The organism is Amycolatopsis sp. lyj-23 (assembly GCF_046549135.1).
Classification (GTDB): Bacteria; Actinomycetota; Actinomycetes; order Mycobacteriales; family Pseudonocardiaceae; genus Amycolatopsis.
Genome location: NZ_JAJPWN010000022.1, coordinates 38757 through 53604, shown reverse-complemented (window position 1 = coordinate 53604; position 14848 = coordinate 38757). Strand labels below are relative to the sequence as shown.

The 14848-nt window shown below is 73.0% G+C and carries 13 protein-coding genes and 1 pseudogene; 8 read left to right on the top strand and 6 right to left on the bottom strand.

The annotated features are described in order from the left end of the window. Window positions 1–90: 90 nt before the first annotated feature. Window positions 91–339 (bottom strand): hypothetical protein, encoded by a 249-nt coding sequence (locus ACLJPY_RS42170; protein WP_410596589.1) that lies wholly within the window; start codon window positions 337–339, stop codon window positions 91–93. A gap of 301 nt (window positions 340–640) precedes the next feature. On the opposite strand from ACLJPY_RS42170, the gene ACLJPY_RS42165 reads away from it, so the two are divergent. Beyond that, entirely contained in the window at window positions 641–817 is a 177-nt protein-coding gene (locus tag ACLJPY_RS42165) for a zf-HC2 domain-containing protein (protein ID WP_410596588.1), read from the top strand. A gap of 44 nt (window positions 818–861) precedes the next feature. After that, window positions 862–1500, top strand: coding sequence for a class I SAM-dependent methyltransferase (locus ACLJPY_RS42160; RefSeq protein ID WP_410596587.1), 639 nt, complete (start codon window positions 862–864; stop codon window positions 1498–1500). Window positions 1501–1731: 231 nt separating this feature from the next. Here ACLJPY_RS42160 and ACLJPY_RS42155 read toward each other — a convergent pair whose 3' ends face one another. Next, window positions 1732–2679 carry an Lrp/AsnC family transcriptional regulator gene (locus ACLJPY_RS42155; RefSeq protein WP_410596586.1) on the bottom strand — a complete coding sequence of 316 codons (948 nt, stop codon included), beginning with the start codon at window positions 2677–2679 and terminating at the stop codon, window positions 1732–1734. A 109-nt stretch (window positions 2680–2788) separates the two neighbouring features. Here ACLJPY_RS42155 and ACLJPY_RS42150 point away from each other — a divergent pair, with 109 nt between their 5' ends. Next, window positions 2789–4111 (top strand): MFS transporter, encoded by a 1323-nt coding sequence (locus ACLJPY_RS42150; RefSeq protein WP_410596585.1) that lies wholly within the window; start codon window positions 2789–2791, stop codon window positions 4109–4111. A gap of 25 nt (window positions 4112–4136) precedes the next feature. Here ACLJPY_RS42150 and ACLJPY_RS42145 read toward each other — a convergent pair whose 3' ends face one another. From ACLJPY_RS42145 to ACLJPY_RS42135, 3 genes are all read right to left on the bottom strand, one after another. After that, window positions 4137–4544 carry a hypothetical protein gene (locus ACLJPY_RS42145; RefSeq protein WP_410596584.1) on the bottom strand — a complete coding sequence of 136 codons (408 nt, stop codon included), beginning with the start codon at window positions 4542–4544 and terminating at the stop codon, window positions 4137–4139. Window positions 4545–4587: 43 nt separating this feature from the next. Next, the gene (locus ACLJPY_RS42140) at window positions 4588–5457 is read right to left on the bottom strand and encodes an oxidoreductase (RefSeq protein WP_410596583.1); all 870 of its coding nucleotides are present in this window, start codon (window positions 5455–5457) and stop codon (window positions 4588–4590) included. Window positions 5458–5699: 242 nt separating this feature from the next. Next, entirely contained in the window at window positions 5700–6878 is a 1179-nt protein-coding gene (locus ACLJPY_RS42135; RefSeq protein ID WP_410596582.1) for a glycoside hydrolase family 3 N-terminal domain-containing protein, read from the bottom strand. Between the two features lie 151 nt (window positions 6879–7029). Here ACLJPY_RS42135 and ACLJPY_RS42130 point away from each other — a divergent pair, with 151 nt between their 5' ends. From ACLJPY_RS42130 to ACLJPY_RS42110, 5 genes and pseudogenes are all read left to right on the top strand, one after another. Further along, window positions 7030–7608 carry a response regulator transcription factor gene (locus ACLJPY_RS42130; protein WP_410596581.1) on the top strand — a complete coding sequence of 193 codons (579 nt, stop codon included), beginning with the start codon at window positions 7030–7032 and terminating at the stop codon, window positions 7606–7608. Between the two features lie 9 nt (window positions 7609–7617). Further along, complete coding sequence (locus ACLJPY_RS42125; protein WP_410596580.1) at window positions 7618–8874, top strand: extracellular solute-binding protein; 1257 nt, start codon at window positions 7618–7620, stop codon at window positions 8872–8874. A 6-nt stretch (window positions 8875–8880) separates the two neighbouring features. After that, complete coding sequence (locus ACLJPY_RS42120; RefSeq protein WP_410596579.1) at window positions 8881–9786, top strand: carbohydrate ABC transporter permease; 906 nt, start codon at window positions 8881–8883, stop codon at window positions 9784–9786. Beyond that, a complete protein-coding gene (locus ACLJPY_RS42115) occupies window positions 9783–10607 on the top strand; it encodes a carbohydrate ABC transporter permease (RefSeq protein ID WP_410596578.1) in 825 nt (274 codons plus the stop codon). Before ACLJPY_RS42120 ends, ACLJPY_RS42115 begins: the two co-directional genes overlap by 4 nt. A 117-nt stretch (window positions 10608–10724) precedes the next feature. Continuing rightward, window positions 10725–10844, top strand: a pseudogene (locus ACLJPY_RS42110) (family 1 glycosylhydrolase); the annotation flags it as partial. 233 nt (window positions 10845–11077) lie between these two features. Here ACLJPY_RS42110 and ACLJPY_RS42105 read toward each other — a convergent pair. Beyond that, window positions 11078–14677, bottom strand: coding sequence for a BTAD domain-containing putative transcriptional regulator (locus tag ACLJPY_RS42105; protein ID WP_410596733.1), 3600 nt, complete (start codon window positions 14675–14677; stop codon window positions 11078–11080). Window positions 14678–14848: the final 171 nt, after the last annotated feature.

Sequence of the window (14848 nt, the reverse complement as noted above, 5' to 3'; positions counted from 1 at the left end):
TGCGCGATCGTCCCCGAAGAGGTTTGGTCCGCGGCCGTCGTGCCGCGGGGCGGGCGACGCGGCACGAAGCCGCGTGGCCCGCCCGGCACGTCACCGCGCGTGCGGGATCTTCACCTGCGCCGCCGGGGCGAGGTTCAGGATGCGCTGCAGCCTGGCCCGGCCCAGCCGGTGGAGCATCTCCCCGAGCTCCTCCGGCGCGATGCTCCCCTCGAGGTCGAGCCGCGTCGTCCGGACGACGCGGTCGATCTCCGACGCGGGGAGGCGCCCCGCGAACTCCCCGGCCAGCCACACCCCGACCTCGTCCACGACGTCGTCCGCCCGGTGGCTCCGTACGGTCATCGCTCTCCTCGTTTCGGATCGCCTTCTCACCCAGGTCGGAGCGGAAAAATCCGGCCCGACGCCAGTCCGACGGACGAGCCGGGAGGCCATGACGCCGAAACGGCGAAGTTCGTGGCACAAAAGCTTTCCGTGTTCGGACCGGTGAGTACCGTGATCGTTGCCGTCACTCACATGGGCCGTTTGCCGTCCGAAGTTGTCGGCCGTTCGGGTAGAAATCCGCGGAACCGCACCGGTGGCGCCTTCGGCTCCGGACCCTGGAGGCGGGCGTTCCCCACGGGACGCGGAACGGGAGACGCGATCCATGGGCCGGTACGACCGGACCGACCTCGGGGCGTACAGCCTGGGGTTGCTCGAAGCCGCCGAAGCGGCCCGGGTCGAGCGGCACCTGGCGGCGTGCCCGGACTGCCGCCAGGAGGTCCGGGAGTTCGAAGCCGTCCGCGGCCTGCTCGACCACCTGGTCCGGACGAAGTCCACTTAGGACACGGCGGGAAATTGTCGGTGCCCGCCGGTACGGTCCGCGCCGTGACCGACGACCACTTCCTCGAGCCGACCCGCCACACGTACGCCGTCGTGGCCGGCAGCTACGACCGCTTCGCGCCCCCGATCGCCGAAGACGTCCAAGACCGCGCGCTGCTGACCGCGTTCGCCGACCTCGTCCGAGCGGACGGCGGCGGCCCGGTCGCCGACCTCGGCTGCGGCACCGGCCGCGTGACGGCCTACCTGGCCGCCGCGGGTTTGGACGTTTCGGGCATCGACCTGACGCCGGAGATGCTGGCCATCGCCCGCCGCGACCACCCCGGCCTGCGCTTTTCCGAGGGATCGCTGCTCGCGCTCGACCTCCCGGACGCCGCCCTGGCCGGCGCGGTGGCCTGGTATTCGATCATCCACACCCCACCGGCGCGGCTGCCGGCCTTGTGCGCCGAGCTGTTCCGCGTCCTGCGCCCGGGAGGCCACCTGCAACTGGCGTTCCACGTCGGCGACCGCCGCCACCACCGAACGGACGGCTACGGCCACGACGGCTTTTCCCTGGACATCTACTGGTTGCCGGTGGAGCGGGTCTGCGAGTTCCTGGCGGGCGCGGGGTTCGAGATCCTGACGCAGGTACTGCGCGACCCGGCCGCCCGCGTGCCCCAGGGCCGGGTGCTGGCACGGAAGCCGTGACACGTGCCGCGGGCGGCGGGGAGCACGGGCGGCCCGGCGGCGGGTGCGGCGCCGGCGTGCGCTGACTACGGGCGGGGCGGCGGCGGCCGCGGCGCCCGGAAGCGCGGGTGCCGCCGCCCGGCCGTGCTGCTTGTCCGAAGCCACCTGACGCGCGCCGACCCCGGAGCGGCCCGAATCCTGCGCCCCGGCGGTGCTTCCCCGCCCGAAGCCAGCCTGAAGGGCGCCGACCCCTCAACGCGAAGCAGCAGCCTTGACCGTCCGCAGCACAGGCGCGGTCTCCAGCGTCCGGATGGCATCAAGCGCCCCCAGCCGGTGGGTCAGGTAGTGGTGCAGCGCCGCCGCATCCGGGCACAGCGCCTGCGCCACCAGGTTCGCCGGCCCCGTCGTCGCGGCCACGAGCGCCAGCTCCGGGTGGGTCGCCAGCGTCCGGGCCACCTGCTCGAGCCGGGCCGGGGCCACCGCCATCCACAGCAGCGCCTGCGTCGTCGCGCCCAGCGGTGCCGGGTCGATCTCGAGGTCGAAGAACATCGTGCCGCCCGCCTGCAGATCGGCCAGGCGGCGGGCGACGGTCGCCGCGGACCAGCCGGTCGCCGTCGCCAGCTCGGCGAGGCCCGCGCGGCCATCCTGCTGCAGCGCCGCCATCAGAGCATCGTCTTCGCTGGTCAGCGGCTTGCCCGGCCCGGCGTGCACCGGCGTGAGCGCCGCGATCTGCGCCGCGTCGAGCGCGTTGGCCCGGCCCAGCCACGCCGTCGGGCCGCCGAAGTAGCGGTGCAGCAGCTGGTGGGCCGAGACCGCCGTGATGCTCGCCGTCCGCGGGATGTCCCGCAGCAGCAGCGCGTGGTCGCTCGCCGCTCGCGTGTGGACGTTCACGCAGATCTCCGTGCCGCCGGACATCAGCTTGATCCACGCGGTGTCGCCGCGGCGGGCGAGCGCCTGGGCCAGGTCCTGCGCCGCGTGCGGCGTCGCGGTCAGGCGGACCATCCACTCGGCCCGCCCGGCCCGCTGCGGATCCGGCAGGCCGACGACCCGGAGTGACGCCTCGGCCCGCAGCCGCCGGTAGCGCCGCGCCACCGTCTGCGTCGAGACGCCGAGCACGTCGCCGATCTTCGTGAACGGCGCCCGCGCGTCGAGGTGCAGCGCGTGGATCAACGCGCGGTCGACGTCGTCCAAGGTGGTCATATCCCTCATTGAAGCGTATTAGACGGAATAAATCCGCGATCTCGATCCGGCAGCTGGAACGGGTCACGAGCGAGCCGTCAGGGTGGGCGCCAACGAAAGGAGGCACCTCTTGCCCACCACCACCATCCGTCACCGGCGGCGCTGGGCCGCGCTGGCCGTGCTGCTCACCGCCGAGGCGATGAACCTGCTCGACGCGACGATCGTGCAGGTCGCCGGCCCGGTCATCCACGCCGACCTGCCCGGCCCGGCCGCCGACGTCCCGTGGTTCAGCGCGGCCTACACGCTCCCGTTCGCCGCCTTCCTCATCACCGGCGGCCGCCTCGGCGACGTCTTCGGCCGCGCGAGGGTGTTCAAGCTCGGCGTGGCGGGGTTCGTGCTCGCGTCGCTCGTTTGCGCAATCGCCCCGAACGCCGGGCTGCTGATCGGGGCCCGCGCCGTGCAGGGCGCGGCGGCCGCGCTGATCATCCCGCAGACCATCGGCCTCATCCGCGCCCTCTTCGACGGCGGCGAGCTCGCGAAGGCGCTGGGCACCATCGGGCCGGTGATGGGCCTGTCCGCGGTCACCGGGCCGCTGCTCGGCGGGCTGCTGACGCAGGCGGTGTCGTGGCGGGCGGTGTTCCTGGTGAACGTTCCGCTCGGCCTCGCGGTGCTCCTCGCCGCCCGGCTGCTGCGGGAGGACCGGGCCGCCACCCGGCCCCGGCTCGACGTCACCGGCACCCTGCTCGTCGCGGCCGGCGCCGGGCTGTTCGTGTACCCGCTGATCGATCCGGCCGGGACGAACTGGGGCCTGCTCGCGGCCGGCGCCGCGGTGCTGGTCGTCTTCGGTTTCCACCAGCGCCGCGTGGCCGCGCCGCTGGTCGAGCCGAGCCTGTTCGCCCACCGCGGGTTCCCGGCGGCGCTCGCCGGGTCGCTGCTCTTCTTCGCGGTGATGACGGGCCTGATGCAGGTGGTGCCGATGCAGCTGCAGCTCGGGCTCGGCGTCGACGTCCGCACCGCGGGCCTGACGCTGATGCCGCTCTCGGCCGGGCTCGCGGTGTCGTCGTACTTCGCCGGTGCCCGGCTGGTGCCGAAGTTCGGCGCGCGCGTGATGTTCGCCGGGCTCGCCCTGCTCACGGCGGGCCTCCTGGCCGCCCTCGCCCTGGGGGCCGGCGCGTACCCGTGGGTGCTGGCGCTGTGCGGGCTCGGGATGGGCGCGTTCACGGTGCCGTTCTTCACCGCGGCCCTCGACCGGGTCCGGCCGCACGAGACGGGCTCGGCCGCCGGGCTGCTCAACGCGGTGCAGCAGCTCGGCGGCACCCTCGGCGTCGCCCTCCTCGGCGGGCTCTACCTCGGCACGGGCACGGCGGCCGCGGCGCTCGGCCTGGGTGCCGCGCTCGCCGTGGCCGCCGCGATCGCGGTGGTGCCGCTCGCCGGTGGCCGGGCGGCTCGGTAGCCGGGCGGCTCAATAGGCGGGTGGCTCAGTAGTCGTCGCGGCCGGTGAACTGCTGCTCCAGCAGCTCGGCCGCGCCGGCGACCAGCTCCAGCGGGTCGGTGAACTCGTTGATGTCGAGGTTGATCAACGGCAGCGAGTGGCGGAGCACGACGTGGTCGCCCATCACCGCGATCCCGCCCACCACGATCGCCTCGCCGACCTCGGTCAGCACCTCGAGGAGGTCGACCTCGTCGTGCCGGGCGAACGGCGTGGCGATCTGCACCCAGTCCTCGCGCTGGTCGAGGATCTCGCGGGCGACCACGACGATCTGCGCCCGCTGCTCGGTGTCCGGGTCGTCACCGAACACCAGGCGGATGCGCAGTTCGTCGGGCTCGTCGCGCACCACCCGGTACGACTCCCTGATGTAAGCGACCAGATCGCCCCACTCCGCCACGGCTTCTCCGTCCTCATGCCTGTCCGGGCGCTCAGCGTAGCGATCAGGCGGTACCGATCCGGTCCAGATCGGCGAGAATTTCGGCGGGCAGCTCGAGATCGGCGGCGGCGAGGTTCTCCCGCAGGTGCCCCGGCGACGACGTCCCGGGGATGAGCAGCATCGACGGCGACCGCTGCAGCAGCCACGCGAGCGCGACCTGCATCGGCGTGGCGCCCACCCGGGCGGCGCAGTCGTCGAGCAGCCCGGACTGCAGCGGGCTGAACCCGCCGAGCGGGAAGTACGGCACGAAGGCGATCCCCTCGGCGGCGCACTTGTCGACGAGGGGATCGTTCTCCCGGTGGGCGAGGTTGTACTGGTTCTGCACGCAGACGACGGGCGCGATCGCCTTCGCCTCGTCGAGCTGCTCGGCGCTGACGTGGCTGACGCCGAGGTGCCGGATCAGACCCTGCTGGCGCAGGTCCGCGAGCACGCCGAAGGGTTCGGCGAGCGACATCGGCACGGGGTAGTCACCGGCGGCGTTGCTGAGCCGCAGGTTGACGACGTCCAGCGCGTCGACGCCGAGGTCGCGCAGGTTGTCGTGCACGGCCTCGGTGAGGTCGGCGGCCGACAGCGCGGGCGGCCAGCCCTTGTCCTCGCTCCGCCGCGCCCCGACCTTCGTCACGATGACGAGCGGTTCGGGGTAGGGGTGCAAGGCCTCCTTGATCAGGGCGTTCACCGTGTGGGGGCCGTAGTAGTCGCTGGTGTCGAGGTGGGTGACCCCGCGTTCGACGGCCTCCCGCAGCACGGCGACGGCGGTGTCGTGGTCCCGCGGCGGCCCCCACACGCCGGGCCCGGCCAGTTGCATGGCGCCGTAACCCATGCGCGTCACGGGGAGTTCGCCGCCGAGGGTGAAGGTGCCGCCGAGATCCGCCATGCCGCTCCTCGCTCCGGGTGCTGTTGCCGGAAAGTCTAGGCGCAGTCACCGAAGTCTTCGCGCCGCCGATTTTGTCGGTGCACACGGGTAGGCTGGAATCGGGGGCTGCTCAAGCGATTTTCCTTGCGCTGCAACGGAAAACCGATCCGCAGGTTTCACCCGGTTCAGCGATGCGGGTTCGCACACACGTTCGGTAGCGTCGGTGGTGATCGCGAAAGGAGATCACCGTGAACGTCCGCAGCTCAACCGCAGAGTCCCTTGCCCCGCAGCACCCGCGTCACCGATTCCTGCACGCGGTTCGGCGGCAGTTCCCCGGACTGCACCGCCTTCACCAGCCGGTCCAGCACCTCGTCCACCCGGCCCCCGGAGGACCACAGCGCCTGGTCCGCGCCGGCCTGCAACGCCTTCAGGACCGCGTCCGGCAGCGAATACTGGGCGGTGATCGCCTTCATGGCGCCGAGGTCGTCGGTCACCACCGGCCCGGTGAAGCGGAATTCCCCGCGCAGCAAGGCGTAGGCGGCCGAAGACAAGGAAGCCGGCACCCCGCCGGTGAGGTCCGGCACGTCCAGGTGGCCGACCATGACGGCGACCGGGCCGTAGCCGGCGAGGTCACGGTAGGGCACCAGGTCGACCGCGCGCAGCTGCGCGAGCGGCGGCGTGACCACCGTGCCCTTGTGCGAGTCGCCCGAGCCGTGGCCGTGGCCCGGGAAGTGCTTCAGCACCGGCTGCACACCCGCGTCGCGCAGGCCTTGGGCAAACGCTTTCGCGTAGGTCGTCACCTTGGCCGGATCCGGGCTGAAGGACCGATCGCCGATGACGTCGTCGTCCGGCGCGCCGGTGACGTCGGTATCGGGTGCGAAGTCCACCGTCACCCCGCGGGCGCGCAGCTGGCGGCCTCGCTGGGCGGCCAGTGCGCGCACCTCGTCCGGCGTCTTCGTCGCGGCCATCGTCCGGGCCGAGGGCAGGTCGCCGTCGAGGTCGTCGATGCGCTGGACGCGGCCGCCCTCCTCGTCGACCGAGACCGCCACCGGCACCCGGGCCACGGCCTGGACGGCGGCCAGCGAGCGATCTTTCAACAACGCTGTTGCGTTACCCCCGATGAAGATGCCGCCGACCTGGTGATCGCGCACCAGCGAGACCGTGGCCGCCGGGTTGTCGCCCGAAACCCCGACGACGACCAGCTGCGCGACCTGGGCGCGGAGGTCGAGGCCGGCCACCTGGGCGGCGCAGTCGCCCGGCCGGGCGAGGCGGGAGGTGGGCACGGAAGGCGAGGGCGGAGCCACCGGCGAAGGAGTGGGCCGGTCGGAGGTCAGGGGCAGCGCCAACCCGGACACGATCCGCGGTTGCAGGCCCGCGACCAGCAGACACCCGGCCACGATGCAGAACGCCACCCCGAGGGCGGCAAGACGTCGGCGGTTCATCGGTCCCTTCACTCGTTCGTGGTCCCCTCGACCGTAGTGGACGGCCAAACTTCACGGCGTGAAGAATGGCCCGGCGCCCCTTAGAGAATTCGTGAAGGCGTTCTCCGCAGACTGGCCGCAGTCAGGTTTCGTCGTGGGCGGGGAGGGTTCGATGAACCAGGTGCGAGTGGCGGCGTGGGCGTCCGATCCGATCGCCCTGACCGGGCTGATCAACCACCTCAAGTCCCGGCCGGAGCTGCTGGTCCTGCCCCGCGCCCACCGGGGTGAGGCGGCGGTGCTGGTGTTCGCCGTCGGGGAGGTCGACCGGGAGGCCGTCGCCGCGCTGCGGGCCGCGGCCGCCGAGTCGCCGGCCGCGATCGTGCTGGTCGCCGGGCACGTCGACCCCGCGCACGTCGGCCTGCTCGCCGAGTGCCACGTCTCCGCGGTGCTGCCGCGGACCGCGCTCGACAGGCTCACCGCCACCGTGGTCGCTGCGGCGCAGGGCCGGTCGTCGTCCCTGCACGAGCAGGTGGAGGCGCTGGCCGGGGCGGCTGGTGACGCCGCGCTGACGCCGCGCGAGGTGGATGTGCTTCGCCTGATGGCCGAAGGCTGGGACACTGCGGAGATCGCGGGCAAGCTCTGCTACTCGGAACGGACCGTGAAGAACGTCATCTACGCCATGACCAACCGGCTCAACCTGCGCAACCGGCCGCACGCGGTCGCGTACGCCGTACGGGCCGGTGTGATCTGAGGAAGCCTGTTGCGAACGATCGCCCGCCGGACCGCGCTCGTGGTCGCCGCGCTGACAGCGCTCGCCGCGTGCAGTCCGGGTGACACGGGGGAGAAGACGAAGCTCACCATCGCGACCTTCGGTGAGTTCGGCTACGCGCCCCTGATCGCCGAGTACGAGAAGCTGCACCCGGACATCACGGTCCAGAACCGCGTCACCGACTTCGACACCCACCACAAGGGGCTCGCGACGCAGCTCGCCACCGGGCACGGCGCCGCCGACGTCGTCGCGATCGAAGAGCAGTACGTGCCGCAGTACCGGAAAGCGAAGGACAAGTTCGCCGATCTCGCCGCTTTCGGTGCCCGCGACCTGGAAAAGCAGTGGGTGCCGTGGAAGTGGGCGCAGGGCACCGACGGCGCCTTCGTCCTGGGCCTCGGCACGGACATGGGCAGCCTCGCCCTCTGCTACCGGCGCGATCTGTTCCAGGCGGCGGGCCTGCCGACCGACCGTGACGAGGTCGCGAAGCTGATGCCGGACTGGCCGGCGTACGCGGCCACCGCCGAGCGGTTCACGGCCAAGACGCCGGACGTGAAGTTCGCCGACTCCGCCGGGACCGTCTACACGGCGATGCTCAACCAGTCGCCGGAGAACTACTTCTCCGCACGCGACGACTCGTTCATCGCCGACCGCAACCCGAGCGTGCGCACGGCTTTCTTCCTCTCCGGCGGCCTGGCCGCGAAGGGGGAGACGGCGGCGGCGACCACGTTCACGCAGGCCTGGAACGTGGCGATCAAGCAGGGTTCCTTCGCCACCGTCGCCTGCCCCGCGTGGATGCTCAGCCAGATCAAGGAAGCCGGCGGGGACGCCGGCCGCGGCAAATGGGACGTCACCACCGTGCCGGGCCGGAGCGGAAACCAGGGTGGTTCGTTCCTCACCGTGCCGAAGCAGGGCGCCCACCAGAAGGCGGCCTACGAGCTCGCCCGCTGGCTGACCGCCCCGGAGCAGCAGAAGAAGCTCTTCCTCTCCGACGGCATCCTTCCCAGCGAGCCTGCCGTCTACCAGGACCCGCAGGTCGTCGCGCACGCCGATCCGTACTTCGGGAACGCGCCGATCGGGCGGATCTTCGCCGCCTCGGCCGACCAGCTGCGGCCGAACTACCGCGGCCTGCGGGACGCCGACGTCCGGCCCGAGTTCGGCCGCGCCCTCGGGCGGATCGAGGAACGGACCGACACCGTCGACCAGGCCTGGGCGAAAGCCGTCCAGCAGGCCCAAGCCGCCCTGAAGTAGCCGCGCGTGCAGCACCGGCTCGCCCGTTTCGACCGCGCCGTCACGCCGCTGCTGTTCGTCGCGCCCTTTTTCGCGCTCTTCGTCGTCTTCGGCGCCTTCCCGCTGCTGTACACCGCCTGGGTTTCGCTCCACGACTGGAACCTGCTCGAAGGCAACCAAGGCGCCTTCGGCTTGGCCAACTACGGCGATCTGCTCACCGATCCGCACTTCTACAACGCGCTCGCCAACACGGTCTCCATCTTCCTGCTCGCCGCCGTCCCGGAGTTCCTGCTGGCGCTGGGCATCGCGGCGCTGCTCGACCGGCCGCTGCGGGGCGCGACCTGGTGGCGCACCGGGATCCTGCTGCCGAACGTCGTGTCCGTCGTCGCCGTCGGGCTCGTGTTCGGGCAGCTGTTCAGCCGTGACTACGGGGTCGTCAACGAGGTCCTCGGCTGGTTCGGGATCGCGCCGGTCAACTGGCGGGCGACGACCTGGTCGTCGCACTTCGCCGTGGCGAGCATGGTGCTCTGGCGCTGGACCGGCTACAACGCCCTGATCTACCTGGCCGCGATGCAGGCCGTTCCCGGCGACCTGTACGAGGCCGCCGAGCTCGACGGCGCTTCGCGGTGGCGGACGTTCTGGTCGATCACCGTGCCCGGCATCCGCCCCGCGCTGGCGTTCACCGCCATCGCGGGCACGGTCAACGGGCTGCAGCTGTTCGCCGAGCCGCAGCTGTTCGACGCCGGCGGTTCGGCCGGGACCGGCGGCAACGACCGCCAGTTCCAGACGCTGGTCATGTACCTGTACGAGAAGGGGTTCACGCACCTCGACGCCGGCTACGCGGCCGCGCTGACCTGGGTGATGTTCGTGATCTGCGCGCTGTTCGCGCTGGTCAACTACCGGCTGGTGCGCCGGTTCGTGAGGTCGGCGTGACGCCGCGCCGCCGGCCGGGCGGCTGGGTGTACGCGGTACTGGTCGGGGTGCTCGGCGCGTCGGTGTTCCCGCTGTACTGGTCGTTCGTCGTGGCCACGCGGGACAACTCGGCGATCGGCGAGACGTCGCCGCTGCTGCTCCCGGGCGGGCACCTGGCCGAGAACGTGCGGCGCGTGTTCGACACCGTCGACTTCTGGCTGGCCATCGGCAATTCGCTGATCGTCGCGGGCACGGTCACGGTGGCCAACGTCGTGCTGGCGAGCCTCGCCGGGTTCGCCTTCGCGCGGCTCGAGTTCCGCGGCCGCAACACGCTGTTCCTCCTGGTCATCGGCTCGGCGATGGTGCCGGCCCAGCTGGGTGTGATCCCGCTGTACCTCGTCGTCGGCGACCTCGGCTGGTACGGGCGGCTCGAAGCGGTGATCGTGCCGGCCCTGGTCGGCGCCTTCAGCGTGTTCTGGATGCGCCAGGCGTGCGAGAACGCGATCGGCCGGGACCTCGTCGACGCCGCGACCGTCGACGGCTGCTCGATCCTGCGCACGTACTGGCACGTGGCCGTCCCCGCCCTCCGCGCACCGGCCGCGGTGCTAGCGATGCTGACGTTCACGGCCACGTGGAACGACTACTTCTGGCCGCTGGTGGTCCTCGACCCCAACGAGACGCCGACCGTGCAGGTCGCCCTGTCGCAGCTGGCCAGCGGCTACTACACCGACTACGCGCTGATGCTCACGGGCGCAACCGTCGCCGTCGTGCCCGTCATCGCGCTGTTCCTGCTGCTGGGCCGCCACATCGTGCGAGGCATCCTCAGCGGGGCACCGGTGTGACCCTGCCGGCGGGTTTCCTGTTGGGCGCGGCGGCCGCGTCCCACCAGGTCGAAGGCGGCGGGCCGTCCGTCTGAGACACCTTGGCGGCGGCCGTCGGCGGGCGACCGGCGCCGTCGCCTGCGACTACTCGTTGGGACCGCTGCGCTATCCGTGCCGGCGGGTTTCCTGTGGGGCGCGGCGACCGCGTCCTACCAAGTTGAAGGCGCCGTGGCCGAAGGCGGCGGCGGGCCGTCCGTCTGAGACACCTTCGCGGCGGCCGTCGGCGGGCGACCGGCGCCGTCGCCTGCGACTACCCGCTGGGACCGCTGTGCTATCCGTGCCGGCGTGTTTCCTGTGGGGCGCGGCGATCGCGTCCTGCCAGGTCGAAGGCGCCGTGGCCGAAGGCGACGGCGATCCGTCTGAGCCACCTTCGCGGCGGCCGTCAGCGAACGACCGGCGTCGTCGCCTGCGACCACCCACTGGGACCGCCGCTATCCGCGCCGGCGGACGGCGTCGGCGACGCCCGAGCGTGACTGCGTCTCCAGCTTGCCCAGCAGCCGGGCCACGTGGGCCTGGACCGTCCGGCGCGGCAGGGACAGCTCGGCCGCGATGTCCGGGTTCGACCGCCCTTCCGCGACCAGCCCCGCGATGCGGACCTCGATCGGCGTCAGCGACTCCCAGCCGTGGCCCGGCCGGATCGGGGACAACAGCGCACCCCGGCGGACGCCGAGGCGGCGCAGCCGGGTTTCCGCACGGCGGAGGTCCCAGCGTGCCGCCAACGTCGTGTACAGCTCGGCGGCCTCCTCGAACGCCGCGTGCGCCGCGTCCATGCGGCCCGTGCGCGCCAGCAGCACGGCCGCGTCCTCCAGCGCAGCAGCCAATTCCGGGCGCCGGCCGACCGTGCGGAAGTGCTCCGCCGTCGCCAGTACCGGCGCCGGGTCCTCGTCGATCAGGCCGCGGCACCACGATGCCGCCGCGTGCGCCCGCGCCGGACGTCGCTCCTTCGCCGCTTCCTCCTCGCACACCGCCAACGCCCGGCGGGCGCGGGTGACGTCGTCCTGCTCCATCGCCAGCCGCACGAACGCCGGCAGCCACTGGTGCCGCAGCATCATCTGGGCGTACGTCGGGTTCAGGATCGGTTCCAGCACGGCCAGCGCGCGGGCCCGGTCGCCACGCTGCTCGGCCGCCAGCGCGTCGGCGACCAGCAGGAAGTCGAAGCTCTCGCGCTCGGCGCCGGTCGCCGGGGCGTACTCCTCCGCCGCGTCCAGGTGGGCCGCGGCCTGGGCGCGGTCGTCGCGGCGGCCCGCGATCAGCGCCGCGACGCCGTGCAGCAGCAGCGCCGCCGGGCCCGGCTCGCGCAGGCCGTAGAACGTGATCGCCGGGCCGTCCTCGATGACCGTGTCCAGCTCGACCAGCGCTTCGTCCCAGCGGCCCTCCCAGTACCGGTGCACCGCGGCGGACACCTGCAGCCCGACCGGCAGCGCGTGCCGGGCGGCGACCTCGCCCGCCGCGCGCAGGGCGTCGCCCGCTTCGGCCAGGCGATCGAGGTTCTGCAGCGTGAAGACGCGGTTGTCGAGCAGGTCCAGGTGCAGGTCGGCCAGTTCGTGCTCGTCGCCGACGGCCTCGATCGCCGCGTCGATGTGGGCGAGCGCGCGGTCGTGCTCGCGGCGCACCGAATCGACCAGCCACAACGACTGCAGCGCGTGCGCGGTCAGGTAGCGGTCGCCGCCGGCGAGCGCCTTCGTCTCGCGCGCGGTCTGTTCCGCTCTGTCCAAATCGGACAGGTCGCCGCGGCGGAAGTTCGCCAGCAGCTGCCGGTGCTTGACCCGCCAGAGCTCGGGCACGGCCGGGTCGTCGACGGACGCGGCGAGCGTCGCGACGGCGCCTTCGGTGTCACCACGCCGGTGCCGCAGCGCCGCGAGCACGTGCCGCATCTCCTCGGCGGCGTCCGGGTCGGTGGCGGCGTCGAGTGCCTGCTGCGCCAGCGATTCCGGGCTGCGCTCCAGCCGGAACAGCACCTTGACCAGCGCGACCAGCAGCGTCTCCCGGCGCGGGTCGACGGCGGAGCACGCGGCCAGCGCGCGTTCCAGCAGCTCGACGGCGATCAGTGGCGCCCGGGTCGAGACGGCGGCGTGGTGCGCGGCGAGCCAGTCCAGCACCCATTCGTCCACCGTGGCCGGTGCCGCCACCAGTTGCTCGGCCACGCGCTTCACCGGCGCGCCGATCCCGGCGAGCGCCTCGGCGGCCTGCCGGTGCAGCGCCGCGCGCGTCCCGGCCAGCAGCCGGTCGTACAGCGCCTGGCGCAGCAGCGGGTGGCGGAACGCCAGCTGCGTCCCGGTGTCGATGAGGACGTTCGCCGCGACGGCTTCCTCGAGCGGCGCCAGCAGGTCCGACGGCCGCGAGCCGAGCACCGCGGCGACGTCGCCGACGGCGAACTCCATGCCGAGCAGCGCACCCCAGCGCAGCACCTCCTGGGTCCGCGCGGTCAGGAAGTCGAGCCGCCGGTCGACCGCGGCGACCAGCGACCGCGGCGCCTCGAACTCCGCCGGGTCGTCGACGTCGGCCCGGCCGTCGTGCACCGCCACCGCACCGGCCCGCCGCAGGACGTCGACCATCTCCTTGACGTACAACGGGTTCCCGGCACCACGGGCGGCCAGTTCGCGCAGCCCCGGCCCGGGCGGGGCGCCGAGCTGGTCTTCGATCAGCCTGCCGACGTCGTCGCCGGTCAGCGGCGCGAGGTCGAGGACGATCCCGTCCCGCGCCTGGACGCCGCGGCGCAGCTGCGCGAGCTCGGCGCGGTCCGGCGCCGGGCGGGTCGCGGCCACCAGCAGCAGCGGCAGCTGCCGGGTCGCCGCGCAGAGCCGGTGCCAGACCAGCACGGACGCTTCGTCGGCCCACTGGAGGTCGTCGATCACCAGCACCTGCGGCGACTGCGCGCACAGCTCGTCGACCAGGGCCAGCAGCCGGTCGACGGCGGCGAGCACCGGGTCGGCCGGCCCCCAGGAGCGGCGCGCCGCTCCTTCGCCCGCGAGCTCCTTCGCCACCCGCGCCCGCCGCGGGTCGGGCGAGTGCACGTCGATGGCCAGGCACTCCAGCACGACCTGCAGCGGGAACCGGGTGCTCAGCTCGTCGGCGGCCGCCCAGAGCCGCTGGAAGCCGGGGCCGTCCGGCAGCGAGCTGGTGAGCAGCTCGGACTTCCCGATCCCGGCGTCGCCCTCGATCCAGACGGCCCGCCCGCGCCCGGCGCGGACGTCGCTGACGAGCTCGGCCAGTTTCGCCGTTTCGGCGCCCCGGCCGTACAGCCGGTGCCCGGTGACGACGACGGGCGCCGCGGGCGCGTCGAGAGCGGGGTCCTGGGCGAGGATCTGCCGCTGGAGCCGCTGCAGCGACGGGCCGGGTTCGACGCCGAGCTCGGCGACGAGGGTGGCGCGGGCGTCCCGGAAGACGTCGAGGGCGTCAGCGGGCCGTCCGCTGCGGTAGAGGGCGAGCATGAGCGACTCCCGCAGCGACTCGCGCAGCGGGTGTTCGCCGGCGAGCACGGCCAGTTCCGGCGCAAGATCGAGGTGCCCGCCGAGGGCGAGCACGGCCTGCGCCCGCCGTTCGAGGGTGTCCAGCCGCAGCTCGGCGAGGTATTCGCGGTGCCGCTCGGCGAACCCGCCGGGCACCCCGGAGAGGGCCTCGCCCTGCCAGAGGGCGAGCGCGTCGTCGAGTTCGGAGACGGCGGCGCGCGGATCGCCCCGTTCGAGCAGCCGCTGCGCGCGTTCGCGGTGCCGTTCGAACACGGCGGCGTCCAGCGCGTCTTCGCCGAGGATCAGCGAATACCCGGCCGGGTCCGACAAGAGAACGCTGGCGGCCGACCACCGCGAGCGGTCGGGTTCGAGGGCCCGCCGCAGCCCGGAGACATAGGTGTGCACGCTGCCTTCGACACTGGCCGGCGCGGAGTCGCCCCAGACCCCGGCGATCAGTTCGGCCCGCGGCACCGGCCGCCCGGCGTTGACGGCGAGCACCGCGAAGAGGGCACGCTGACGAGCGGGGCCGAGGCCGATTTCGGCCGCCCCGCGCCAGGCCCGCAGCGGGCCGAGCACACCCACCCGCAGGCCGGTGTCCGCATCCGCTCGCACGTCGTTGCCGTCCCCTCTGGGACATCCGCCCAGACCCCATCCCCCAGGGACATCTGCTACCGGCTACTCCGGTGACCTTACCGACGTGACGGCCCCGGGCAAGGTTGCGCGTTCAACCGCAACTCCCGACCTTCGTCGGGG